Source organism: Nocardia sp. N2S4-5 (genome assembly GCF_044628355.1).
Taxonomy (GTDB): Bacteria; Actinomycetota; Actinomycetes; order Mycobacteriales; family Mycobacteriaceae; genus Nocardia; species Nocardia wallacei_B.
Map to the genome: position 1 here is coordinate 6,410,103 of NZ_JBIUPM010000001.1, position 24,350 is coordinate 6,434,452.

Annotated in this window: 22 protein-coding genes; 9 read left to right on the forward strand and 13 right to left on the reverse strand. The window is 69.3% G+C overall.

The window, feature by feature from the left end; all coding sequences use genetic code 11:
• Window positions 1–77: 77 nt before the first annotated feature.
• Together ACFMRZ_RS29640 and ACFMRZ_RS29645 are read left to right on the forward strand one after the other, a co-directional pair.
• Complete coding sequence (locus ACFMRZ_RS29640; protein WP_400181595.1) at window positions 78–9,395, forward strand: fatty acid synthase subunit beta domain-containing protein; 9,318 nt, start codon at window positions 78–80, stop codon at window positions 9,393–9,395.
• A 247-nt stretch (window positions 9,396–9,642) separates the two neighbouring features.
• Window positions 9,643–10,065: a holo-ACP synthase gene (locus tag ACFMRZ_RS29645; RefSeq protein WP_280366601.1), complete on the forward strand. Its 423-nt coding sequence runs from the start codon at window positions 9,643–9,645 to the stop codon at window positions 10,063–10,065.
• Window positions 10,066–10,091: 26 nt separating this feature from the next.
• Here ACFMRZ_RS29645 and ACFMRZ_RS29650 read toward each other — a convergent pair whose 3' ends face one another.
• Both ACFMRZ_RS29650 and acpM read right to left on the reverse strand, forming a co-directional pair.
• A complete protein-coding gene (locus ACFMRZ_RS29650; RefSeq protein WP_400181596.1) occupies window positions 10,092–10,577 on the reverse strand; it encodes an SRPBCC domain-containing protein in 486 nt (161 codons plus the stop codon).
• Window positions 10,578–10,850 carry a meromycolate extension acyl carrier protein AcpM gene (gene acpM / locus ACFMRZ_RS29655; protein WP_400181597.1) on the reverse strand — a complete coding sequence of 91 codons (273 nt, stop codon included), beginning with the start codon at window positions 10,848–10,850 and terminating at the stop codon, window positions 10,578–10,580.
• Window positions 10,851–11,028: 178 nt separating this feature from the next.
• Between acpM and ACFMRZ_RS29660 the strand changes: the two genes are divergently transcribed.
• The 3 genes from ACFMRZ_RS29660 to ACFMRZ_RS29670 are packed head-to-tail and all read left to right on the forward strand — an operon-like array spanning window position 11,029 to window position 12,608.
• The gene (locus ACFMRZ_RS29660; protein ID WP_400181598.1) at window positions 11,029–11,334 is read left to right on the forward strand and encodes a MerR family transcriptional regulator; all 306 of its coding nucleotides are present in this window, start codon (window positions 11,029–11,031) and stop codon (window positions 11,332–11,334) included.
• 33 nt (window positions 11,335–11,367) lie between these two features.
• Entirely contained in the window at window positions 11,368–11,691 is a 324-nt protein-coding gene (locus tag ACFMRZ_RS29665; protein WP_280330709.1) for a transposase, read from the forward strand.
• Window positions 11,691–12,608 carry an IS3 family transposase gene (locus tag ACFMRZ_RS29670; protein ID WP_400181599.1) on the forward strand — a complete coding sequence of 306 codons (918 nt, stop codon included), beginning with the start codon at window positions 11,691–11,693 and terminating at the stop codon, window positions 12,606–12,608. Before ACFMRZ_RS29665 ends, ACFMRZ_RS29670 begins: the two co-directional genes overlap by 1 nt.
• A gap of 275 nt (window positions 12,609–12,883) precedes the next feature.
• On the opposite strand, the gene ACFMRZ_RS29675 is transcribed toward ACFMRZ_RS29670, so the two are convergent.
• Complete coding sequence (locus tag ACFMRZ_RS29675) at window positions 12,884–13,147, reverse strand: hypothetical protein (RefSeq protein WP_400181600.1); 264 nt, start codon at window positions 13,145–13,147, stop codon at window positions 12,884–12,886.
• A 121-nt stretch (window positions 13,148–13,268) separates the two neighbouring features.
• Entirely contained in the window at window positions 13,269–13,895 is a 627-nt protein-coding gene (locus tag ACFMRZ_RS29680; RefSeq protein WP_400183004.1) for a TetR family transcriptional regulator, read from the reverse strand.
• Window positions 13,896–14,143: 248 nt separating this feature from the next.
• Between ACFMRZ_RS29680 and ACFMRZ_RS29685 the strand changes: the two genes are divergently transcribed.
• Window positions 14,144–15,400: a hypothetical protein gene (locus ACFMRZ_RS29685; RefSeq protein WP_400181601.1), complete on the forward strand. Its 1,257-nt coding sequence runs from the start codon at window positions 14,144–14,146 to the stop codon at window positions 15,398–15,400.
• A 53-nt stretch (window positions 15,401–15,453) separates the two neighbouring features.
• Here ACFMRZ_RS29685 and bcp read toward each other — a convergent pair whose 3' ends face one another.
• Complete coding sequence (gene bcp / locus ACFMRZ_RS29690; RefSeq protein WP_280275826.1) at window positions 15,454–15,924, reverse strand: thioredoxin-dependent thiol peroxidase; 471 nt, start codon at window positions 15,922–15,924, stop codon at window positions 15,454–15,456.
• 109 nt (window positions 15,925–16,033) lie between these two features.
• Here bcp and ACFMRZ_RS29695 point away from each other — a divergent pair, with 109 nt between their 5' ends.
• Window positions 16,034–16,258 (forward strand): DUF3618 domain-containing protein, encoded by a 225-nt coding sequence (locus tag ACFMRZ_RS29695; protein WP_280275825.1) that lies wholly within the window; start codon window positions 16,034–16,036, stop codon window positions 16,256–16,258.
• 79 nt (window positions 16,259–16,337) lie between these two features.
• On the opposite strand, the gene ACFMRZ_RS29700 is transcribed toward ACFMRZ_RS29695, so the two are convergent.
• Window positions 16,338–16,652 (reverse strand): excalibur calcium-binding domain-containing protein, encoded by a 315-nt coding sequence (locus ACFMRZ_RS29700; protein ID WP_280275824.1) that lies wholly within the window; start codon window positions 16,650–16,652, stop codon window positions 16,338–16,340.
• A 130-nt stretch (window positions 16,653–16,782) separates the two neighbouring features.
• On the reverse strand, window positions 16,783–17,760 hold the full coding sequence (locus ACFMRZ_RS29705) for a pirin family protein (RefSeq protein WP_400181602.1): 978 nt from the start codon (window positions 17,758–17,760) through the stop codon (window positions 16,783–16,785).
• 58 nt (window positions 17,761–17,818) lie between these two features.
• Here ACFMRZ_RS29705 and ACFMRZ_RS29710 point away from each other — a divergent pair, with 58 nt between their 5' ends.
• A complete protein-coding gene (locus ACFMRZ_RS29710) occupies window positions 17,819–18,286 on the forward strand; it encodes a MarR family winged helix-turn-helix transcriptional regulator (RefSeq protein ID WP_400181603.1) in 468 nt (155 codons plus the stop codon).
• 25 nt (window positions 18,287–18,311) lie between these two features.
• Here ACFMRZ_RS29710 and ACFMRZ_RS29715 read toward each other — a convergent pair whose 3' ends face one another.
• Genes ACFMRZ_RS29715 through ACFMRZ_RS29725 form a run of 3 tightly spaced genes read right to left on the reverse strand, consistent with a single transcriptional unit; the run spans window position 18,312 to window position 20,220 of the window.
• The gene (locus ACFMRZ_RS29715; RefSeq protein ID WP_280275821.1) at window positions 18,312–19,352 is read right to left on the reverse strand and encodes a crotonase/enoyl-CoA hydratase family protein; all 1,041 of its coding nucleotides are present in this window, start codon (window positions 19,350–19,352) and stop codon (window positions 18,312–18,314) included.
• A 33-nt stretch (window positions 19,353–19,385) separates the two neighbouring features.
• Complete coding sequence (locus ACFMRZ_RS29720) at window positions 19,386–19,718, reverse strand: hypothetical protein (RefSeq protein ID WP_280275820.1); 333 nt, start codon at window positions 19,716–19,718, stop codon at window positions 19,386–19,388.
• Between the two features lie 43 nt (window positions 19,719–19,761).
• A complete protein-coding gene (locus tag ACFMRZ_RS29725) occupies window positions 19,762–20,220 on the reverse strand; it encodes a MarR family winged helix-turn-helix transcriptional regulator (protein ID WP_280361399.1) in 459 nt (152 codons plus the stop codon).
• A gap of 80 nt (window positions 20,221–20,300) precedes the next feature.
• Between ACFMRZ_RS29725 and ACFMRZ_RS29730 the strand changes: the two genes are divergently transcribed.
• Entirely contained in the window at window positions 20,301–20,675 is a 375-nt protein-coding gene (locus tag ACFMRZ_RS29730; protein ID WP_400181604.1) for a cupin domain-containing protein, read from the forward strand.
• A gap of 13 nt (window positions 20,676–20,688) precedes the next feature.
• Here ACFMRZ_RS29730 and ACFMRZ_RS29735 read toward each other — a convergent pair whose 3' ends face one another.
• From ACFMRZ_RS29735 to ACFMRZ_RS29745, 3 genes are all read right to left on the reverse strand, one after another.
• Complete coding sequence (locus ACFMRZ_RS29735; RefSeq protein WP_400181605.1) at window positions 20,689–21,330, reverse strand: TetR/AcrR family transcriptional regulator; 642 nt, start codon at window positions 21,328–21,330, stop codon at window positions 20,689–20,691.
• A gap of 83 nt (window positions 21,331–21,413) precedes the next feature.
• Complete coding sequence (proS, locus tag ACFMRZ_RS29740; protein ID WP_400181606.1) at window positions 21,414–22,853, reverse strand: proline--tRNA ligase; 1,440 nt, start codon at window positions 22,851–22,853, stop codon at window positions 21,414–21,416.
• Between the two features lie 137 nt (window positions 22,854–22,990).
• Entirely contained in the window at window positions 22,991–24,262 is a 1,272-nt protein-coding gene (locus tag ACFMRZ_RS29745; RefSeq protein ID WP_400181607.1) for an MFS transporter, read from the reverse strand.
• Window positions 24,263–24,350: the final 88 nt, after the last annotated feature.

Here is a 24,350-nt window from a genome sequence, read left to right on the forward strand (position 1 = left end):
CAGGGGCGAGGGACACCTGCGCATGGACAGCGGCCCCCACGAGGGACCGGCCGCCACGAGTAAGGAAGTCGAACGTCTTGACGATCAACGAGAGCACCGAGACCGGATCGAACGCCAAGATTGTTGGGGGAGCTTCGGATACGGCGATCAAGTCGTCACTGCTGGATCGGCTGCTGGCCGGGGAGACGTACGCGCTGGCCTTCGGGGGGCAGGGCGCGCGATGGCTGGGCGAGCTGGAGGAGATCGGGCGCGACAGCGCGCTGGAGCCGGAACTGACCGCCCTGGTGAACGAGGCCGCGGCCGCGCTGGAGCCGGTGGCGGCGCAGCTGCTGGTGGTGCGGCCCGTCGGCTTCGACCCGATCGGGTGGATGCTGGAGGACGACCTCGCCGACCTCGATCAGGGCGAGGTGTCGGCCGCGCCGTCGGAGCAGGTGCTGCGGTCGGCCGCGGTCTCCATGCCGGGTGTGTTCCTGGCGCAGGCGGCGGCGCTGCGCGCGCTGCGGCTGCAGGGGCTGGACCCGGCCGAGCACGCGCCGGTCGCGGTGGTCGGGCACTCGCAGGGCCTGCTCGCCGCCAAGGCCGCCGAATCGCACGGCGCGCGCGACGCCGAACTGCTCGCCCTGGCCCAATTGATCGGCGCCGCCGCGACTCTGGTGGCGCGCCGTCGCGGACTGATCCCGGTGGGCGCGAAGTCGCCGATGGTCGCGGTGTCCAATGTCGACCCGGACCAGCTGCGGGCCGTGGTGGCCGAGGTCTCGCAGGGCGTGGACCCGAATATCGCCGCGGTGGTGTCGATTCGCAACGGACGGCGGCGAGTGGTGCTGTCGGGCACCGTGTCTCAGCTGGACCGGGTGCGGCAGCGCTGCGCGCAGATCCATGACGAGCAGACCCGCGACCGCGACGCCAAGAAGCGCGGCGGCGCCGTGTTCGCGCCGGTGTTCGAGGATGTCGAGGTCGAGGTGGCGTTCCACCACCCGGCGCTGGCGGACACGGTCGAGCTGGTTACCGCGTGGGCTGAGCAGTGCGACATCGACACCGCGCTGGCCGCGGAGCTGACGCGCGCGATCCTGGTCGACCCGGTGGACTGGGTGGAGATCGTCGACGGGGTGGTTTCGGCTGCCGCACACTGGATCCTGGATCTGGGCCCGGGCGACCTGCTCACCCGCCTGACTCAGGGCTCGCTGAAGGGCACCGGCGTCGGCGCCGTTCCGGTCGCGACCCGTCCGGGGCAGCGCGCCCTGTTCACGCCGGGCGCCGCGCCCGAGGTGCCCCCGGCGTGGTCGGCGTTCGCGCCCGAGCCGATTCGCCTGCCCAACGGCCGCGTCGTGGTCGAGACCTCCTTCACCCGCCTCACCGGCCGTTCGCCGATCCTGCTGGCGGGCATGACACCGACCACGGTCGACGCGAAAATCGTTGCGGCCGCGGCCAATGCGGGCCACTGGGCCGAACTCGCCGGCGGCGGCCAGGTGACCGAGCAGATCTTCACCGACCGGGTGGCCGAACTGCAGACGCTGCTGCACCCCGGCCGCGCGGTGCAATTCAACTCGCTGTTCCTGGACCCTTACCTGTGGAAGCTGCAGCTGGGCGGCAAGCGGCTGGTGCAGCGGGCCCGGTCCGCGGGCGCACCGATCGACGGCGTGATCGTCACCGCGGGTATCCCGGAACTCGACGAGGCCGTGGCGTTGATCGAGGAACTCTCCGAGGTCGGCATCACCCATGTCGCGTTCAAGCCCGGCACCGTCGCGCAGATCCGCGCGGTGCTGCGGATCGCGGACGCGGTCGGGGACTACCCGGTGATCATGCACATCGAGGGCGGTAAGGCCGGTGGCCACCACTCCTGGGAGGACCTCGACGACCTGCTGCTGGAGACCTACGCCGAGCTGCGCAATCGCGCCAACGTGGTGGTCTGTGTCGGCGGCGGCATCGGCACGCCCGAGCGCTCCACCGAGTACCTGACCGGCGAATGGTCTGTGGCGCACGGCTATCCGGCCATGCCGCTGGACGGCGTCCTGGTCGGCACCGCCGCCATGGCGACGCTGGAGGCCACCACCGCTCCCGAGGTGAAGCAGCTGCTGGTCGACACCCCCGGAACCCCCGACTGGGTGGGCGCGGGCACGGCAGTCGGCGGAATGGCGTCGGGCCGTAGCCAATTGGGCGCCGACATCCACGAGATCGACAACTCGGCCTCGCGCACCGGACGACTGCTGGACGAGGTCGCCGGGGACGCGGACGCCGTCGCCGAGCGGCGCGCGGAGATCATCGAGGCGCTGAACAGCACGGCCAAGCCGTATTTCGGCGACGTCGCCACCATGACCTACCTGGAATGGCTGGAGCGCTACGTCGAACTCGCGGTCGGACTGGACCGCCGCAAGGACTTCGACTGCGGCAGCGACCTGGGCGACGCCATCGCCGACGCCACCCGCTCGGTGTGGCTGGACATCACCTGGCGCGACCGGTTCGCGGAGATGATGCGCCGCACCGAATCCCGGCTGCACCCCGCCGACCGCGGCGAGATCCCGACGCTGTTCGGCGCCGACGACGCGTTCGAGCAGCCGGTGCAGGCGATCTGCGCGCTGCGCGAGCAGTACCCGGCCGCCGCGAACACCGTGCTGCACCCGGCCGACGTGCCGTTCTTCGTCTCGCTGTGCAAGACCCCGGGCAAGCCGGTGAACTTCGTGCCCGTCGTCGACCAGGACGTGCGGCGCTGGTGGCGCTCGGATTCGCTGTGGCAGGCCCACGACCCGCGCTACGCCGCCGACCAGGTCTGCGTCATCCCGGGCACCGTGTCCGTCGCCGGTATCACCCGCGTCGACGAGCCGGTGGGCGAACTGCTGGACCGGTTCGAGCAGAACACCGCCTACGCGCTGATGCGCGACGGCGTGACGCCGAAGGCGGTCGACGGCCGCCGCCGCGTCGAGGTCGCCGCGGGCGCGCTCGACATCGTGCTCGCCGCACCGGATGTGCAGTGGGCCGGGCGCACCACGGTCAACCCGATCCACCGCCTCGGTGACCTGAGCGAGTGGACCATGAACGGCAAGGGCGCGAAGCACCCGCCGACCGGCGCGACGCTGAGCGCCACCGAGGGACCCACGAACGACCATGCGTACGTGGAGCTTTCGGTGCCGCTGCTGGGCCGCGACGCGGTGCGGATCCGCATCACCGTGCCCGCCTCGGTCTACAACGGCGGTGCGCCGGTCATCACCGAGGACGACGCCGAGGCCGCCATGTCGGCGCTGCTGGCGGTCGCCGCCGGGCAGTCGCTGCCGGAGGTCAAGTCCGCCGACGGCACGCACGTCGCGCACGTCAACACGGCCTGGACCCCGGATCTGATCGCCGACCACGCCGGTGTCACGGGCTCCGGACTGCCGCCGACCCTGAGCACCATCGGCCGCACCGTGCCGGACGTGCTGGTGGGCGCCTGCTGGCCCGCCGTCTTCGCGGTGCTCGGCGCCGGCCGCACCGAGGACGGCGCCGCCGTCATCGAGGGCATGCTGGATCTGGTGCACCTCGATCACCGGATCGAGCTGGTGGGTGAATTGCCCGACAGCGCAGCGGTTCTCAGCGTGCGCGCGGAGTCCGCGTCGGTGCTCGACACCGATCTGGGCCGCGTCGTGGAGGTGAATGTCACCGTCGGCGTGATGCGCGACCACGGTCTCGAGACCCCGACCGTGGCGAAGCTGGTGGAGCGCTTCGCGATTCGCGGCCGCACCGGCGCCGGTGAACTCACCGATCCGCCGCGCGCCGGGAGCGCCGTCTCCGACTCCGCCACCGACACCCCGCGGCGTCGCCGCCGCGATCTCACCATGGTCGCGCCGCGCGCCATGGCCGCGTTCGCCGCGGTCTCCGGCGACCACAACCCCATCCACACCAGCGACAACGCCGCCAAGCTGGCCGGGCTGGGCAGCCCGATCGTGCACGGCATGTGGCTGTCGGCCGCCGCGCAGCACGCGGTGTCGGCCGTGGACCCCGAATCCCCGGTTCCCGCACGGACTCTGACCGCGTGGACCACCCGGTTCCTGGGCATGGTGCGGCCGGGCGCCGAGATCGACGTGCGGGTCGAGCGGGTCGCCGTCGACGGGGGCAGCGAGATCATCGAGGTCTCCTGCCGCGCCGCCGGTGATCTGGTGATGACCGGCACCGGCCGGCTCGCCGCGCCCAAGACCGTGTACGCCTTCCCCGGTCAGGGCATCCAGTCCAAGGGGATGGGCCTGGATGCTCGCTCGCGTTCCAAGGCGGCCAAGGAGGTGTGGGATCGCGCCGACAAGCACACCCGCGAGGCGCTGGGCTTCTCCATCCTCGCGGTGGTGCGCGACAATCCGACCTACCTCAAGGCCCGCGGCGTGGAATACCGCCACCCGCAGGGCGTGCTGCACCTGACGCAGTTCACCCAGGTCGCGATGGCGACCCTGGGCGTCGCCCAGGTGGCGGAGCTGCGCGAGGCCGGGGCCTTCGTCGAGGGCGCGATGCTGGCCGGGCACTCGGTCGGTGAGTACAACGCGCTCGCCGCCGTCGCCGGGGTGCTGCCGCTGGAGGCCGTGCTCGAGGTGGTGTTCCAGCGCGGCTCGGCCATGCACGAGCTGGTGCCGCGGGATGCCCAGGGCCGCAGCGACTATCGGATGGCCGCCATCCGCCCGTCGCAGATCGGGCTGCCCGACGCCGAGGTCATCGACTTCGTCGCGGAAATCGGCGCTCGCGCCGGAGAATTCCTCGAGGTCGTCAACCTGAACCTGCGCGGCTCGCAGTACGCGATCGCCGGCACGGTCAAGGGCCTCGAGGAGCTGGAGGCCGAGATCGAGCGCCGCCGTGCGGAATTCGGCGGCAAGCGGGCCTTCGTGCTGGTGCCCGGCATCGACGTGCCCTTCCATTCGACCGTGCTGCGCAAGGGCGTGCCGGAGTTCCGGCAGAAGCTCGAGGACCTGCTGCCGGAGAATCTGCACCCCGAAATCCTTGCGGGACGCTACATTCCGAACCTGGTGCCGCGGCCGTTCTCGCTGGAGCGCGAGTTCCTCAGCGAGATCGCCGATCTGGTGCCCTCCGAGCCGCTGGCCCGGGTGCTGGCCGACTGGGACGACTGGTCCGCGCGCCCGACCGAGCTGTGCCGGGTGGTGCTGATCGAGCTGCTGGCCTGGCAGTTCGCCAGCCCGGTGCGCTGGATCGAGACCCAGGACCTGCTGTTCGGCGACCCGGCCGAGGGCGGGCTCGGGGTGGAGCGCTTCGTCGAGATCGGTCTGGCCGCCACGCCGACCGTGGCGAACCTGGCCACCAACACGTTGAAGCTGCCGCAGTTCGCCACCGCCAAGGTCGAGGTGCTCAATATCGAGCGTGAGGCCGGCGTGGTGTACTCCACCGACTCCGACCCGGCGCCCGTGGAGGAGCCGGAAGAGGTTGTGGCCGAACAGGCTCCGGCCGCTGCCGCCGCTCCGGCCGCCGCGGCTCCCGCTCCGGTCGCTGCCTCCGGTGGCCCGCGTCCCGACGACATCCCGTTCACTGCCGCCGACGCGACCCGCGTGCTGATCGCCCTGTGGACCAAGCTGCGCCTGGACCAGATCGGGCCGGTGGACACCATCGAGAGCCTGTGCGACGGCGTCTCCTCACGGCGCAACCAGCTGCTGGTCGACCTCGGCTCGGAGCTGTCGCTGGGCGCCATCGACGGTGCCGCCGACGCCGACATGGGCGCCCTCGCGGCGACCGTGGAGCGGCTGGCCCGCACCTACAAGCCGTTCGGCTCGGTGCTCTCCGACGCCGTCGGCGACCACCTGCGCAAGGTGTTCGGCCCCTCCGGCAAGCGCCCGGCGGCCATCGCCGACCGCGTGAAGAAGGTCTGGGAACTCGGTGACGGCTGGGCCCACCACGTCACCGCCGAGGTCTCGCTGGGCACCCGCGAGGGCGCCAGCGTGCGCGGTGGCGACCTGGGCGGCCTGGTCTCCGGCGCGCTCGGCGACGCCGCCGCGGTGGATGCCGCGATCGACGCCGCCGTGCAGTCGGTGGCGGCCCGGCGCGGGGTGAGCGTCTCGCTGCCCGCCGCCGGTGGCGGTGGCGGCGCGACCGTCGACGCCGCCGCGCTGGGTGAGTTCACCGAGCAGATCACCGGCCGCGACGGCGTGCTGGCCACCGCCGCCCGCGTCGTGCTGGAGCAGCTGGGCCTCGCGGAGCAGGTGTCCGCGCCGGAGGCCTCCGACGACTCGCTGGTCGACTTGGTGTCCGCCGAACTGGGTTCGGACTGGCCGCGGCTGGTCGCCCCCGCGTTCGACGGCCGCAAGGCGGTACTGATCGACGACCGCTGGGCCACCGCCCGCGAGGATCTCGCGCGCCTGTGGCTCGGCGACGACGCCGACCTCGGCGAGCTGCCGGTGGACACCTTTGTCGGTGCGGGCGAAACCGTTGCGGCGCAGGCGAACTGGTGGCGTCAGCGGGCGATGTCGGAGGCGCGCTCGGTGCTCGCCGGCGTCTACGAGCGGATCGCCGAGGCGGCCCTGGACGCCGACGAGGCCGGTACCTGGTCCTCGGATATCGCCGTGATCACCGGTGCGAGTAGGGGTTCCATCGCGGCCGCGGCCGCCGGGCGCCTGCTCGGTGGCGGCGCGACGGTCATCGTCACCACCTCCAAGCTCGACGACTACCGGCTCGGGTTCTACAAGCGGCTCTACCGCGAGAACGCCCGGCACGGCGCCGCGCTGTGGGTGGTGCCCGCCAACATGGCGTCCTACGCCGACGTCGACGCGCTGATCGACTGGGTCGGTAACGAGCAGACCGACAATGCCGGTGGCGCAAAGGTTCTCGTCAAGCCTGCGATGACGCCGACGCTGCTGCTGCCGTTCGCGGCCCCGCGGGTGGCGGGCGACCTGGCCGACGCCGGCGCCCGCGCGGAGATGGAGATGCGGGTGCTGCTGTGGTCGGTGGAGCGCCTCATCGGCGGTCTGTCCGGCCTCGGCGCCGACCACGACGTGGACGCGAAACTGCATGTGGTGCTGCCGGGTTCGCCCAACCGCGGCATCTTCGGCGGTGACGGCGCCTACGGCGAGTCGAAGGCCGCGCTGGACGCCGTGGTCGCCAAGTGGCGGGTCGAGAAGTCGTGGTCGCAGCGGGTCACCCTGGTGCACGCGCTGATCGGCTGGGTGCGCGGCACCGGGCTGATGGGCCACAACGATCCGCTGGTCGCGGCGGTCGAGCGGGCCGGTGTGCAGACCTGGTCGACGACGGAGATCGCCGACGAGCTGCTGAAGTGGTGCACCAGCCGGGCCCGCGTGGTCACCACGTCCGGACCGCAGCAGATCGACCTGACCGGCGGCCTGGCCCGCGCCAAGCTCGACCTGCCCGCGCTGGCCAAGGAGGCGGAGAACGCCGAAACCGACGCTGCCGCAGTCGAACTCGAGCCCGCCGAGCGCACCATCGCCGCCCTGCCCACCCCGCCGACGCTGACCTCGGCGCTGCCGGTGCCCGAATGGGGCCCGGTGACAGCCGATCTCGCCGACATGGTGGTCATCGTCGGCGCCGGTGAACTCGGCCCGTACGGCTCGGCCCGCACCCGCTTCGAGATGGAGGTCTCCGACGAGCTGTCGGCGGCCGGCGTGCTGGAGCTGGCATGGACCACCGGCCTGGTGACCTGGGAGAACGAGCCCAAGCCGGGCTGGTACGACACCGAATCCGGTGAGTACGTGGACGAATCGGAGGTGGCCGAGCGCTACCACGACACGGTCGTGGAACGCTGCGGCGTGCGCCGCTACGGCGACGACGGCGCCATGATCGACAACACCTCGCCGCTGCTCACCTCGGTGTTCCTGGACAAGGACCTGTCGTTCGTGGTCACCAGCGAGGCCGAGGCGCGCGCCTTCCAGGCCGCCGACCCCGAGCACACGGTCGTCGCGCCGGTGCCGGATTCCGGCGACTGGCAGGTGACTCGCCAGGCGGGCACCGAGATTCGCGTCCCGCGCAAGGCGAAGCTGTCGCGCACCGTGGGCGGCCAGATCCCGCAGGGCTGGGACCCGACCAAGTGGGGCATCTCGCCGGATATGGCGAGTTCGGTGGACCGGGTGGCGCTGTGGAACATCGTCTGCACCGTGGACGCGTTCCTGTCCGCCGGGTTCAGCCCCGCCGAGCTGATGAGCTGGGTGCACCCCTCGCTGGTGGCCAACACCCAGGGCACCGGCATGGGCGGCATGTCCTCCATGCGGTCGCTGTACATCGACAACCTGCTGGGCGAGCCGCGCGCCAACGACATCCTGCAGGAGGCGCTGCCGAATGTCGCTCTGGCGCACGTGGTTCAGTCCTACATCGGCAGCTACGGCGGGATGATCCACCCGGTCGCGGCGTGCGCGACCGCGGCCGTGTCGGTCGAGGAGGGCGTGGACAAGATCCGCCTCGGCAAGGCCGATGTCGTGGTCGCCGGTGGGTACGACGATCTCGGCATCGAGGGCATCGTCGGCTTCGGTGACATGTCGGCCACCGCGGATTCGGCCGCGATGAGCGCCAAGGGCATCAGCGACCGCTACTTCTCCCGGGCCAACGACCGCCGCCGCGGCGGGTTCGTCGAATCTCAGGGCGGCGGAACGGTGTTGCTGGCTCGCGGTGACATCGCGCTGGAGGCCGGGCTGCCCGTGCTGGGCGTGGTGGCCTACGCGCAGTCGTTCGCCGACGGCGTGCACACCTCGATCCCGGCTCCCGGACTCGGTGCGCTGGGCGCGGGCCGGGGCGGCGCTCAGTCGCGACTGGCGGCCGAACTGCGGAAGCTGGGCGTCGGGCCGGACGACATCGCGGTGCTGTCCAAGCACGACACCTCCACGGCCGCAAACGATCCCAACGAGTCGGAGCTGCACGAGCGGCTCGCGGGCGCGCTGGGCCGGTCCGAGGGCAATCCGCTGTTCGTGATCTCGCAGAAGTCGCTCACCGGCCACGCCAAGGGCGGCGCGGCGGCCTTCCAGCTGATCGGGCTCTGCCAGGTGCTGGAGCAGGGCGTGATCCCGCCGAACCGCAGCCTGGACTGTGTCGACGAAAAGATGCAGGAGTACCCGCACCTGGTGTGGGTGCGGGAGCCGCTGCGCTTCGGAGATCGGTTCGCGCTCAAGGCCGGTCTGGTCACCTCGCTCGGCTTCGGCCACGTGTCCGGGCTGCTGGCGGTCGTGCACCCGCAGGCGTTCGTCCAGGCCATCGACCCGCAGGGGCGCGAGGAGTACCTGCGCCGGGCCGAGGAGCGGCAGCTGGCGGGACGGCAGCGGTTCGTCGAGGCCATGTGCGGCGGCGCCCCGCTGTACGAGCGCCCCGCCGATCGCCGGCTGGGCGCGGACGGCACGCCGTCCGGGCAGATCCGGCAGCTGGAGGCCGACATGCTGCTCTCGCCCCAGGCTCGCCTGGCGCAGGACGGTACCTACGTCGCCGACGGCGGGCCCGCCTGCCGCTGATGGTAAACTGACGAAAACCGCTGCCGCGCAGGCATATTCGCGGCAGCCGTTTCGTCGCTTCACCCGGAGGCGGAAATCCCCGCGGGTCCGTCTCTCGTTGTCCCCGGGGAACGGCTGCCGCGCTGGTATGTTGCAGCCGAATCGGTGATCGCTCGTCACGAGCGGCGGTCGTCGTGTTCGAGTTCATTGAACGAACGGCGGTGACGCGGTCGCCGCGGTGCACAGACGGTTGAGGAGCTGCGACGCTGTGACCATCTTGGGGATCGGGCTGGACCTGGTGACCATTTCCGAGTTCGCCGACCAGTTGAAGCGGGCCGGAACCACCATGCTCCGGGAGAGCTTCACCGCGGGGGAGCGCCGCTACTGCGAGAGCAAGGGCACCGACCCCGCGCGCAGCTACGCGGCCCGCTGGGCGGCCAAGGAAGCGGTGCTGAAGGCCTGGGCCTCATCGCGTTTCGCCCGCAGCCCCCAGATCGGCGACAACCCGTACCCCCTCATCGAGGTGGTCAACGACGCCTGGGGCCGTCCCAGCATCAAACTGCACGGCCTCGCCGCCGAATTCCTCCCCCGAGTCCGAGTCCACCTCTCCCTCACCCACGACGGCGACACCGCCGCCGCCATGGTCGTCCTGGAAGACCCGGGCGAACTGGCAGACCTCATCAACTCCTGACACCCGGCGCGGCGCACCGTTCCCGGTCAGCGGTGGATCACCTCACCCAGCCGCGGCAGCACGAGCCGTTTCCAGCCGCGCTCCATGGCGTTGCGTGCCATCTTCTGCCGACGGTCCGCGATATCGAAACCTGTCTGTGTCAGCAGGAGTCGTGTGCCACGACCCTGTGATCGCAATGTCCAGTCGACGATCCATCGGGCCGGGTATTCGGCCTGTGGATACATCCAGCTGTAGGTCAGTTGCTCGGTCGGCCGGGCAGTCAGCACCTCGCATATGATCTCGTCGATCGATGAGTCCGGGATGGTGAAGCGGAAGTGGGCCCCGACCGAGGCGGCGAATCCGGTCGGTCGAAGCAGCCACCTTTCCAGCAGATCCGGCTCCGTCAACGCGCGCCATACAATATCCGGCGGCTGTCGGAAGAAGCTGCCGAGTTCGATTGCGGCGGGATTCAGATCTGGGTCAGCAATCACCGGCTCGCCACCTCGGCGACGAGCAGAACCGTCCTGTGCCATTCAATTCGACTGGCCTTCCTTGTATTTCGCTTCCATCTGCTGGACGTATGTGACCGCGTCGCCGACGGTTCTCAGGCTCGCGAGGTCTTCGTCGGGGACCTTTACGCTGTACTTGTCCTCCAGTTGCACAGCGATCTCCACCTGTGACAACGAGTCGATATCCAGATCGTCGACGAAAGATTTCTCCATCGTCACCTCCGCGGCCTCGATACCCGTCACCTCCTCGACGATCTCCGCGATACCGGCGACGATTTCCTCTTGTGTGGTAGCCAAGAAACATTCTCCTCTGTATGGCGACATATGCGTCGTGATCCACTCGTCCGCCACGACCGCTTCGTTCCACTGTCGGGTCGGCCGGTGGTGCCAGTACGCTAAGGTCTCCAGTGGGGTGGAGGTTCAATAACTTGTGACGAGCGACACGCACTCCGGTGCGCTGGTGAGTATCGGAGAGTTGGCGCGCACCACCGGACTTGCGGTGCGCACGATCCGGTTCTACTGCGACGAGGGCATTCTCGAAGCCCAACGCAGCGCCGGAGGCCATCGGATGTTCGAATCCGAGAGCGCTGCCGAGCGGCTACTGCTAGTGCGGTGGTTGCGCACTCTGGGTCTCGGCCTGAGTTCGATCAGCGCTGTACTGCGCGGCGAACGATCGATCGAGGAAGCCGTCGCGGTCGAAAGCGCGCGAGTCGAGGTCGAATTCAAGTCTCTCGCGTGGCGGCGGGCTGAGGTTCACCCCGGGTTGTGGACACCGAGTTGACAGGATCACTGATCCTGTTGAAAGGATGTCTGCATGCCTCCTCGTAAGCGCCGGTCGTTCACGGCCGAGTACAAGGTCGAGGCTGCGCATCGTGTGATCGATTCCGGTCGCACGGTCGCCGAAGTTGCCCGGGAACTGGGCATTCACGAGAGTCTGCTGGGGACGTGGGTCAAAGACGAGCGGCGCAGGATCGCTGCCGCCGAGATTCATGGTGAAAAACCCCTCGATGCGGCGGAGCGAGCCGAGTTGCAGCGACTGCGAAGGCAGGTCGCTGACCAGGACAAAGACATCGCGTTCCTGAAAAAAGCGTCGGCGTACTTTGCCGCGATGCAGACGAACCGGCCCGGTTCGATCTGATGGCCGAGTACGCCGGCCCCGACACTGTCACCGGCGTTGCTGGTACTGATCAGCCTGCAGGGCACCGGTTTTCGATTCGCCGCATGGCACGACTGCTGCAGGTGTCGAAGTCGGGCTACTACGCGTATGTGAAGCGCAGGGCGGCAACGGTTCTCACCGACCGGCAGCAGCGGCGTGCGGATCTGGAAACGAAGATCGCCACGGTGCATCGCGAATCGCACGGCACCTACGGATCACCGCGTATCACCGGTGAGCTACGCGATCAGGGCGAACGGGTCTCAGCCAAGACCGTCGCCAAGATCATGGCCTCCGCCGGGCTCGAAGGGATCAGTCCCCGAACGTTCAAAGTGCGCACCACCGTGGCCGATCCGGCGGCGTCGTTCCCGCCGGATCTGGTGAAGCGCTGCTTCGACCAGGGCCGCCCCGACGCTGTCTGGACGACCGATATCACCTACCTGACCTGTGGTCACGGGGATCTGTTCCTCTGCGCTATCCGTGACGGCCACACCCGCAAGGTGCTCGGCTACAGCCTGGCCGATCATATCGGCGCCGATATGGTCACCGAAGCCATCAATGCCGCGGTCGCGGTGCGCGGCGGCCGAGCCCAGGGCACGATCCTGCACTCGGATCGCGGCGGGGAGTTCACCGCGCATCTGACCGCGCAAGCCTGCCGGCGGCACGGGCTGCGCCGGTCGATGGGAGCGACCGGAATATGCTGGGACAACAGCCCTTCCGAATCGCTGTGGTCAAGTTTCAAACACGAGCACTACTACCGGCACACCTACGCGACGAAGACCGAACTCGTTGTCTCGGTTGACAAGTGGATGAACTACTACAACACTACCCGGCGGCACTCCGCGATCGGGAACCAAAGCCCCGACAACTACGAGCGTTCACTTCGAACCGCTGCCGCCTGAAAATCTGTAAGCCCCTGTCCACCATCCGGGGTGAACCTCAGGCAGCACTGAGGGCCATCGATGCGGCTACATCGGCGCAGCGGGCCGAGCGGCTCGCTCTCCTGGCCGCCGTGCGGGACGGTGGCGTAGCGCACGGGTGTCTCGTGCAGTTCTGGCAGCGCGTCCTCGCGCCGCTGCCGCGGTGCGATATCGATATGTGGGTGTGCTGGAATGTCCCGGAGCCGCCGGTGGATCCCTCCGTCGACGAGATCGTCGCCTATGCGGAATTGGCTGCTCTAGTCTCCGATCCCGGCATGAACAGTATTGTGCGACAACAATACTGGCGGAACGGTGCAGACCTGATCCGAGACCGCCACGCGCTGTACCTCGACGTAGGTGACGTCTTGGCGGACGTGGTACCGCTCGTATCGGGAGGCGTGCACCCGCACACCGGAAGCGAACTCGATCGGTTCGTACACGCCCATGCCCGTGCGCGAGGCCATCGTGATTCCGCGCATTTTCGTGAGCAATTGCTGACTGATGCAACGGATTCCGATCATCGAATTCACCGTTACTGGGCTCTGACGGAACAATTGTTCGGAACTCGCGTCACAGTCGGACGAGCCCACGACTGGCTGTACAAAGCACTGGCTTACTCCGCCGATGGCGGCGCTCCCCGCTCTACTCGTCGCGTTGGCCGCCCGTGCGGGATTCCTTCTCCGCCACCAGTAGATACGCGACCATGAGGCGCTTGAGTTCGGCTACGGCGGCTTCGTGGCTGAGGCCGTCCTGGACGGAGAAGTTCATCATCGAGTAGACGACGTGGACCAGGACCTGGGCCATCATGGAGCGGCGGGCGCGGGGGGTGCGGGGCATCAGGGGGCGCAGCATCTGCTGCACGGCCTCGGCGAACTCCTTTTCATGGATGGCGCCGGTGGCCCGGGTGGAGGGGGTGGACTGCATGGCCAGCCAGACCTCGCGGCGGGACGGGTCGGTCATCCACAGGTCGGCCAGGTGGTCGACGAGCTTGTTCATGTGGCGCAGCCAGTCCATCGAGGGGATCTCGCCGTGGAAGTCGGCCAGCTCCTGCGATACCGCGACCAGGTCCTGCCGGTTGAGTTCGCACACGATGACGTATTTGTTGGCGAAGAACTGGTACAGCGTCCCGATCGGGACCTCGGCGCGTGCCGCGACCTCTTCGCAGGTGAACGATTCGAACCCGACCTCCACCAGCAGCTCCCGCGAGGCCTGCAGGAGGGCGTCGAACTTGCGCTTGCTGCGTTCCTGCGTGGGCCGGCGCCGGGGCATGAGTTCCCGCGGGTCGTCTTGCAACTCCAACGCGGGGTCCGCACGTCGGTTCGACCTCGTTGCCGTGCGCGCTTCCACCACGTCACCAGGCTAGCGGTAGCGACACGCTGATGACACGCGGCGGCACCGACTGAGTCCGGTTTGGTTGCCGTTCATAACCCATCCGTACCAGATGTGGTGACGAACACATAACCGAGTGAGCGTCCATCGACCAGGCGGAAGGCTGATCAGTAGTGGCTCGATTAGTGGTGACATTCGGCGTTTCCACCGAGCGCGGCGCCGTGCAGGCGGTGGCGCTCCGCAGCGGCCCGGACAGTTTGCCGGAGCGAATCCTGCACCATCGCACCCAGCGCATCCGCGGCGACGGCAAGTACGACCTGGCCCACGCGGTCGAAACGGCGCTGGAGGATCTGGACGCCGAACTCGGCGCCGACTACGAGGCCGCCGGTGCGGCGGTCACCTACCGCGACGCGGCCGAGCGCCGCGCGATCGTCACCGGTCTGGCCTCGAGCCCGTGGCGCACGGCGTCGCTGGTGTCCGCCAAGTCCGCGCATCTGGCCCTGGCCCGCGCCATGACCTGGGTCGACGGCTTCGATCACCTGGTCATCTGCGAGGTGGTACCCGGCTACCAGGGCTTCTCGCTGATCTCCCCGGGCCGCGACCGGGTGGTGGCGGGCCTGACGGCGGCGGGCGGCGCGGTCACCCGCGAGACGATGCGGCCCGCGGTCACTGCCGCGTGGGACCAGTTCGAGGCGGCCGGTGTCGACCCCGACGCGGTGGTGCTGATCGGTTCCGCAGCCGGCGATGCCGCCGTCACGTCGGCGCTGGGCACCGGCTTCGGCGCGTCGATCGTGCCGTGCAAGGTGGCCGCGGCCGGGTCGGCGATCGGCGCCGCGCTGGTGGCGCAGCCGGAGTTGTCCGACACGGCGGAGAGCGCCCCCCGCGCCCGGGTGTCCCGCGGCGCCACGGCGGTGTTCGCCGCGGCGAGCGTGCTGGCTGGCGGGCTGGTCGTCGGCGGCGCCTACCACGCGACAGGCAAGTCGCGCACCGACTCCGAGCTGACCGATGCCCGCATAGCGGCCCAGACACACCGCACGGTCCCGAGCGCGCATCCCATGCAGCGGCGGGATGCCCTGCGCGGGAGCGACGAATCCGCTGGCTCGGAGCCCGATCCCGAGATCATCACCGTCGACCCGGCCGCCGTGAACTGGCGACCACGCGATTCCGACCGGCTCGGGATACGCCAATTCGATTCCGAGCCCGCCGATTCCGAGGTTTCGGAGGGACAGCCGCTCCTGCACCACTCCGATGCGGAACCGGCGGCCATGGGCCCGTCCTCGGTGATTCCGGCGCCCACCGTCCAGGTCGGCGCACCCAACGGCTCGCTGCTGTTCCCGGGCGAGACCGCGCCGCCCCAGTTCGGCACCGAGGAATTCGGAAAGTGGTGGGACAACCACTGGCGCATGATGGTCCAGTGGGCGGCCCAGCTGATGCCGCGCGTATGAACAGCGAAACGGCCCGGGACAGCACGTCCCGGGCCGTCGTCGTTCCAGCCGGTCTACACCGAAAGATCGCGGCGGAGCTTCGCCACGTGCCCGGTGGCCCGCACGTTGTACTGGGCCAGGGCGATCTTGCCGTCCTCGTCGACCAGGAAGGTGGAGCGGAGCACGCCGGTGATCTTCTTGCCGTACATCGTCTTCTCGCCGAACGCGCCCCAGGCCTCGAGCACCTCGCGGTCGGGGTCGGAGAGCAGCGGGAAGGTGAGCTTCTCGTTGTCGCGGAACTTGGCCAGCTTGGCCGGCTTGTCGGGGGAGATGCCGATGACGTCGATGCCCGCGCCGCCGAGTTCGGCCAGGTTGTCGCGGAAGTCGCAGGCCTGCTTGGTGCACCCCGGCGTGCTGGCGGCGGGGTAGAAGTAGACGATCACCTTCCGGCCGCGGTAGTCGGCGAGGGACACCTCCTTGCCGTCGGCGTCGGGAAGGGTGAATTCCGGCGCGGTATCGCCGGGACTGAGTCGGTTCTCGGTCATGTCCAAGCACGGTAATCGACGGCGGTGACAACGGCGACGACTTCCCCGCGCCGGATAGACTCGTCCCCTAGCGACGCACGACCGACGACGAATATTTCAGGAGACACTTGTGGCGAAGGAAACCGAGGGCATCGAGCGGGAGATCGAAGCCGCGCGCAATCGGCTCGCGAACACACTCGACGAACTCGCGGTGCGGGCGGACCCGCAGCGGATCGCCGACAACACCAAACACGCCGTGGTCGCGAAGGTCAACGAACCGAAGGTGAAGTACAGCCTGATCGGTGCGGGCGCGCTGGTGCTGCTGCTGGTGCTGGTGAAGGTCTTCCGGCGCTGAGCCCGGACACACGACACCCGGTGTGGCAGCGTGCCACACCGGGTGTCGTCGTTGACGCGAGTGCCGCTCTGGGAGCCGTTCAGACGGTCGGGCAGGCCATTCCGGTGCCGTCGGGGTCCAGGTGCGGGGAGTAGCCGGGCTCGCCACGGAACAGCGGCGCACGACCCGCGGCGCGGGCCTCGTCGCAGTTCTTGAATGTGCCACCGGCCGAACCGGTCTGGGCGAGTCCCGCGGATCCGGTGGCGCCGATGGCATCGTCGATGCCGGAGGAGCCGGTTCCGGCCGAGCCGGAGGGTACGAAACCCTCGGCCGAGGCCGAGGTGGAGAGGGTGATCGGGGCCGCGAGGGTGATCAGTCCCGCGCCGGCGGTCACGATTAGCCTGCGAACGTTCATGTATTCCTCGATGTCTGATGGGTCGTCTGAGACGGGGCCGGTCGGCACTCCCCGCGGGGCCGGGCCGGGATCCGCGGAGTCTACTGTTCTGATGGCTCGGCCAGTTGTCAACTGGGCGGCCGAGAGCCGCTTACTCGCCCAGCCGTCGCCCGGTCACGTGCTCGGCCGGAATGTGCCCCATCCGGCCCGCCTCGAAATCCTCGATGGCCTCGATGATTTCGCTGCGCGAGTTCATCACGAACGGACCGTATTGCACCACGGGCTCGCGGATCGGCGCACCGCCGAGCAGCAGGACCTCCAGATCCCCGGACGGGGTGTGCTGGTCGGCGTCGGCGGTCAGGGTGAGCGCGTCGCCGTGCCCGAACACCGCGAGCTGTCCCTCGGTGAGCGGGCGGCCCTCCGCACCGGCCGTGCCGCTGCCGCTCAGCACGTACGCCATCGCCGAGAACTCTTGCGGCCAGGGCGTTTCCAGGCGCCCGCCGGGGCTGAGTGAGGCGTGTGCGTACGCGATCGGGGTGTGGGTGGCGCCGGGTCCTGCGAAGCCGCCGATCTCGCCCGCGATGACCCGCACCAGCGCGCCGCCGTCGTGCGAACTGACCAGCGTCAGCTCGCTCGCGCGCAGATCCTGATAGCGCGGTGGGGCCATCTTCTGCGCCCGCGGCAGGTTCACCCACAGCTGGATGCCGTGGAAGACGCCGCCGGAGATCACCAGTTCCTCGGCGGGCAGTTCGTCGTGCAGGATGCCGGAGCCGGCCGTCATCCACTGGGTGTCGCCCTCGCTGATGACACCGCCGCCGCCGTTCGAGTCGTGGTGCACCATCGTGCCGTCGAGCATGTAGGTGACGGTCTCGAAGCCGCGATGCGGATGCCAGGGCGCGCCCTTGGCCTCATAGGGCTCGTAGGCGACCGGGCCCATCTGATCCAGCAGGATGAACGGGTCGGCCTGGCGCAGTTCCGTGCTCGGGAACGGGCGGCGCACCTCGAAACCGGCGCCCTCGCGCTGGCGGTGTGCCGTGCTGATGCCGCGGACCGGCCGCTGCCGCGCGGTGCCGTCCGGTCGGGGCAGCCGCGGCAGTACCAGAATGTTGTCGACGGTGATGGCGGGCATCGGGACCTCCTCGGCGGGTTGGTGTCCATGTCAACCAAACGCCGGTTAGGATCATTCCATGGTGCGATGGCTCGGCGACGCGGAACAGGCGACATGGTCCGCGTACATCCGGATGCGGCAGCGCCTGGACGCGGCGATGGCGGCCGGGCTGGCCCGCGACGGCCTGTCGATGTCCGACTACGAGATCCTGGTGGCGTTGTCGGCGGCGCCCGGCGGCTGTCTGCGGGCCAAGGAACTGGCCGCCGAGATCTGCTGGGACAAGAGCCGCCTGTCGAAGCATCTGGGCCGGATGGACAATCGCGGCCTGGTATCGCGCACCCCCGCCGCCGACGACGCGCGCGGCGTCCTGGTGCGGCTGACCGAGGCGGGGCGCCGAGCCCTCGAAAAAGCCGCCCCCCATCACGTCGAGCTGGTGCGGCGGCTGTTCATCGACGACATGACCGAGGGCGAGGCGAAGGCGGTCCGCTCCCTGGCCGAGAAGGTCGTGCGCGAGGCCGAGCACAGCACGGATATCGATCTCGGCTGACCAGGGTCGTCCGGCGGCGCGGAGTCTATTCGCCTGCGCTCGAACCCTTCTCGAACTGCGCCCGCTTCCAGTCGCCGAACGGCTCGTCCCGCTCGCGCACGGCCTCGCGGAAGCCCACTGTCGCCGAACGCAATTGGAAGGCGTAGCCCTCGCGGGTGTGCCGGGAGATGCCGTCGAAGACCGTGCTGACCATGCCCGAGTTCGTCACGCCCTGCGCCAGCAGCGCGCTGTTGAGTGCCAGCTTCGCCATGATCAGCTGATTGATCGGGACGCGTGAGATCCGTTGCAGCAGTTGCTCGGTGCGCTCGTCGAGTTCCGCGGCCGGACAGGACTCGACCGCCAGGCCCCACTCGACGGCCTGCTTGCCCGTCAGGCAGTCGCCGGTGAACAGGAGTCGCTTGGCGCGCTGGTCGCCGAGTCGATGCGCCCACATGCCCGCGGCGGGAATGCCCCAGACCCGGGTGGGCGGATAACCGATCTTGGTGTCGTCGGCGCAGATGATCTGGTCGGCGAACAGGGCGATGTCGGTTCCGCCGGCGATGGCGAAGCCGTGCAGTTTGGCGACGACCGGCTTGTTCGCGTGCAGCAGGCTGGCGAAACCGCGGTTGAACCGGCTCATCATCTGATAGTCGACCATGGGATCCCAAGTGCCCCAGGGGTTGTGGTTGCGGGCCTGCACGGCGGGGTCGAGCACGGTGCCGGTGGTGGGCTGGGCCGCCCCGGTGGGGGAGAACCCGCCCTCGGCGAAGATCGACAGGTCGTAACCGCCGCAGAAGCCCTTGCCGCGGCCGGATACCACCATGACGTGCACGCGCGGATCCAGATCCGCGCGCTCGACCGCGTGAGCCAGCTCGATCGGGGTGTCGGCGGTGATCGCGTTGCCCTGCTCGGGCCGGTCGAAGGTGATTCGCGCGATGCGGCCGGTCACCTCGTAGGTCAGCGTGCGGTAGGCGATATCGGCGTCCGGCGCGGGGAGGCCGGTGTACGGCGAATCGTCGCCGCTGGTCGCGTCGTCGCGCCAGGCCGCCGGGCGGGTGCCGGAATGGTGCTCGTAGTCGGGTGCCACATCAAGGAGTGAACCCCTGTTCATTTCTTGATGTCAAGGCCCCGGCTCGGGTGCGGTCCACGGCTTCACGGGCGGCTTCACCCACAGGATCTTCTCGTCGCGGTGTGCGCGCCGCGCCGCGGGATGCTCGGGGTGGCGGGCGGCCCAGTCGTCCTTCTCGTCGAGCAGGCGCGCGACCATGGCCCAGGTCTCGTCGGTGCCGGGCGGATTGGTGTCGGCGGCGCGGGCGAGTTTGCGCCGGGTCGCCGCGGGCAGGGCGAGCAGATCGGCGCCGGTGATGCCGCGCTGCCAGAGGTAGGCGGCGAGGCGGCGCGCCTTGTCGGCGCGGCCCTTGGCGGCGTGGTCGGTGTGTGCGTAGTCGGGCATGGCGGACTCGTATCGCGGGGACGGTGGCGTCGAGCCTAGTCGCTCACCACGCCGAGGGCCGGACCCTGCCCGGCGCCACCACCCGCGCCAGCGCGTCGCGCAGGCCGGCCGTCCGCTCCCGGCCGAGGGCGGCTTCCCATCGCGCGGTGAATTCGGCGGCCGCGGCATCGGCGGCCCGGGTCGCCGCCCACCCGCGCGCGGTGAGGGTGATGAGCCGGGAGCGGGCGTCGCGCGGATGCGGATTGCGTTGCGCGTAGCCCTTGTTCACCAATTCCTCGACCAATTGACTCGCGGCCTGCTTGGTGACGCCGAGGTGTTCGGCGATCTCGCCGACCGTCGCGCCGTCGGGCGCCATGCGGGCGAAGGCGAAACCGTGGGTGGGACGCACATCGTCGAATCCGGCCGCGGCCACCGCGGCGTGCACGGCGTCGGTGACTTCCGCGGCGGCCGCGAGCAGCAGCATGGGCAGATCCTGGGCGGGTGCGGCGGCTCGGGTCGGCATGGTTGCATCTTGGCACTTGACAGATAGGTCAAGCAGCTTGACTATATAGTCAAGAAAATTGACTAAAGAGGAGTTGTCCGATGCCTGTCGTCCGTGCCGCCGAGGCCGATGTCCACGAAATGCACAACGCCCGCTTCATTTCCTACGCCCGGCCCGGCACCGGCAGCACCGAGCTGTGCGTCTGGCAGCTCGAGGTGGCCGCCGGCACGGCCGGGGAGCCACATCGCGTACTGCGCGAGGAGGTGTTCGTGGTGCTGGCGGGCGAGATCGTGCTCGCGATCGACGATGCGGCAGAACGGTTGTCGGCCGGTGACGCCGCCGTCGTCCCCGCCGGCGCTCGCATCCGGGTCGACAATCTCGGCGAGTCGCCGGCCGTGCTGATAGTGAGTGTGCCGGTCGGCTTCTCCGGTGAACTCGCCGACGGGAGCCGGTTCACCCCGCCCTGGGTGAGCTGAACCGCCGCCGGGTTCAGGCGACCCCGGCGCCGATCAGCGTGCCGATCTCGGCACAGATATCGTCCAGTGTGAGAGGCGATTCCGGGTCGTGCCGGGCGAGTTCCTGGGCCAGCGAGTTCACCGCGCCCATCACCGAGATCGCGAACAGCCGGTAGTCCCGCGGCCGCGCCTGGCCGCGGGACACCGCGCGTTCGGCCTCGCCCTGCAACAGCGCACCGATCCGCTTGCGCCACTCGGCCCGCCACCGCTCCACGGCATCGCTGACCCCGACCACCTCGATGTAGCACACCCGCGCCGAACCAGGTGTGCGGCAGGTGATCTGGAGATAGGCGCGAACCCCGCGGGCGATTCGCTCCGCCAGGGGCAGTTCGGCCGCGGCGTCGATCTCGGCCAGCCCGGCGGCGACCGCGCGGCCGATGAGGTCGTCCGCCAGGGCGATCAGCAGCTGCTCACGGCTGCTCATCTCCTCGTAGAAGCTGCGTGTGGAAATGCTTGCCGCGGAACACAACTGCTCGATACTGGTGGCCGAATACCCCTGGGTTCCGAATAATTCGAGCGCGGCCTGCAACAGTCGTTCCCGTCGTTGTCCGGCCCGCTCTTCGGCGGTGCGACCGCCGTAGTGGCGCCTGGCCCGGGCGCCCTGCTTCGTAGCCACTGCCGCGACGTTACTCGAGCGCGTCAGATCTGGTCAACCTGTGATGCAGACCACCTATGTCACCAGGTCGCGCGGCATCTGTCTCAGTAGGCTCGGCCGAAGATCACCCGTTTACCGTAAGCGGACGCCGTGCCGCAGCGGACGCAGGCGCCCGTCGCCGGTTCGCCGTCCAGCGGGATGCATCGCGGGGTGGCGGCGGTGCCGGACTTGATGTCGTCCTCGCAAGCGGGCGTGCCGCAATGCAGCGCCAGGGCCCAGCCGGTCGACACGGCGTCCGCGAAATCGTCCCAGCTGTCGACTGTTCGGGTGTGGCTGTCGCGGAATTCGGTGGCGCGGGCGAGCAGGAAGGCCTGGAATTCGTCCAGGATGCCGGGCAGGACCTCCGGCAGAGTATCGATCGGCACGGCCTGTTTGCCCTCGCCGCCGAGCCGCCGCACCAGCATCGCCGTCCCGGCTTCCAGATCCCGGGGTCCCAGTTCGAGCCGGACCGGGACGCCGCGCATCTCCCACTCGTTGTACTTGAACCCGGGGCTCAGCTGCGGGCGGGCGTCGACGTGCGTGCGCACCCCGGCGGCCCGCAGGCGGCGGGCCAGCTCGTCGGCCGCCTCCTCGACCGCGGTGTTGCCGCCGCGCGTGATCGGCACGATCACCGCCTGGTACGGCGCCAGCCGCGGCGGGAAGACCAGGCCCTTGTCGTCGCCGTGGGTCATCACGATGCCGCCGATCATGCGGGTGCTCATGCCCCAGGAGGTGGTGTGGCACAACTCGTCTCGACCGGCGTCGCTGGTGTATCGGATGTCGAAGGCCGTGGCGAAATTGGTGCCCATGTAGTGCGAGGTGCCCGCCTGCAGGGCGCGGCCGTCGCGCATCATGCCCTCGATGGTGAACGTCGACACCGCGCCCGCGAACCGTTCGCCCGGCGTCTTCTCGCCCGGAATCACCGGCATCGCGGCCAGATCGCGCGCCACCTCGTGATAGATGTCGAGCGCGAGCTTCGTCTCCCGGTGCGCATCGGCCGCGTCGGTGTGTGCCGTGTGCCCCTCCTGCCACAGGAATTCGGTGGTGCGCAGGAACATTCGCGGCCGCAGTTCCCACCGCACCACGTTCGACCACTGGTTCAGCAGTAGCGGCAGATCCCGGTGCGAGCTGATCCACTTGGCCATCATCTCGCCGATGATCGTCTCCGACGTCGGCCGCACCACCAGCGACTCTTCGAGATCCTTGCCGCCGGCGTGGGTGACCACCGCCAGTTCGGGCGAAAACCCTTCCACGTGTTCGGCTTCCCGGCTCAGGTAGCTCTCCGGGATCAGCAGCGGGAAGTAGGCGTTCTCGTGCCCGGTCGCCTTGATCCGCCGATCCAGTTCGGCCTGCAACTGCTCCCACAACCGATACCCGTACGGTCGAATGACCATGGTGCCCTTGGCAGGTCCCCGGTCGACGAGTCCGGCCTTGAAGACCACCTCGTTGTACCAGGCAGCGAAGTCCTCACTCTGGGCGGTCACACCGCGCTCATCCCGTGCCATGCCCAGAGAGATTACTGGCCCGGGCCACGATCACCCGACCCCGCCCGATCCCACAACTCGCCCCGCCCCCAGGGCAGCAACAGCGAACTGGCCACCAGGACCACCGCGCCAAAGTATTTCGGCTCTACGCCCGCTTGTCAGACGAGCGCGGTCAGGGGTTCGCGGGGGACGAAGGCTACTCCGCGGCGGGTTAGTTGGAGGCGTAGGCGGCCTACTCGGGCGAGGATCAAGGCGACGACGAGCGCGGCGGCGGCGGAGACGGTGCCGCAGGCGAACAGGCCGATGCGCGGGCCGAAGTGCTCGGTGATCCAGCCGACGATGGGGCCGCCGATCGGGGTGCCGCCGGTGAACACCATCATGTAGAGCGCCATGACGCGGCCTCGCACGGTGGGCTCGGTGGCCAGTTGCACCATCGAGTTGCTCGACGTGTTGAACGTCAGCCCGAGTAGACCCACGAGCGTCAGCATCGCCGTGAACAGCCAGTACTCCGGCGCGAACGCGGTCACCGCCTCGAGCACGCCGAAGCCGACCGCCGTCATCACCAGCATGCGCAGCCGCACCTGGGTCCGCCGCGCCGCCAGCAGCGCGCCGAGCAGCGACCCGGCCGCCAGCGCCGTATTGAGCAAGCCGTACATTCCCGCGTCGACGTGGAAGACGTTGTAGGCGTAGCCGGACAGCACGGTGGGGAAATTGAATCCGAACGTCCCGAGGAAGCCGACCAGCACGATCGGCCAGAACAACTGCGGCCGCGCACTCACGTATCGCAACCCTTCCCGCAACTGCCCCTTCCGGCGCGGCGCCGGCGGCAGCGACCGCAACTGCGCGGGCCGCATCATCAGCAGGCTGCCGATCACCGCCGCGAACGACAAGGCATTGACCGCGAACGCCCACCCCGTGCCGACCGCCGCTATCACCACACCGGCCACCGCCGGGCCGACCAACCGTGCGGACTGGAAGTTCGCCGAATTCAAACTCACCGCGTTCCGCAATTGTCCCGGCGTGACCAGCTCCGCGACGAACGTCTGCCGCGTCGGATTGTCCACCACTGTGACCAGCCCGAGCAGGAATGCCAAGAGATAGACGTGCCACACCTCGACCATCCCGGTGAGCGTCAACACGGCGAGCGCCCCCGCGAGCAGGCCCATGGCGCTCTGGGTGAAAAGCAACAGCCGCCGCTTGCCGAAGCGGTCCGCGATCACCCCGCCGAACAGGCCGAACAGCAGCATCGGCAGAAACTGCATAGCGGTGGTGATACCGACGGCGAAGGAACTGCCGGTAAGACTCAGAACCAGCCAGTCCTGCGCGATCCGCTGCATCCAGGTGCCGGTATTCGACACCATCTGACTGGCGAAATAGTAGCGATAGTTGCGGACCGCCAGCGAGGCGAACATCCCGACTGTCGAAGCCACGTCCTCGTCCCTGCGCGTCGTGCCCTCCTCCGCTGTCGATCTCTCTGTTACCAGATTATTTCATTAGCCTTCCTAAGTGAAAGTGATT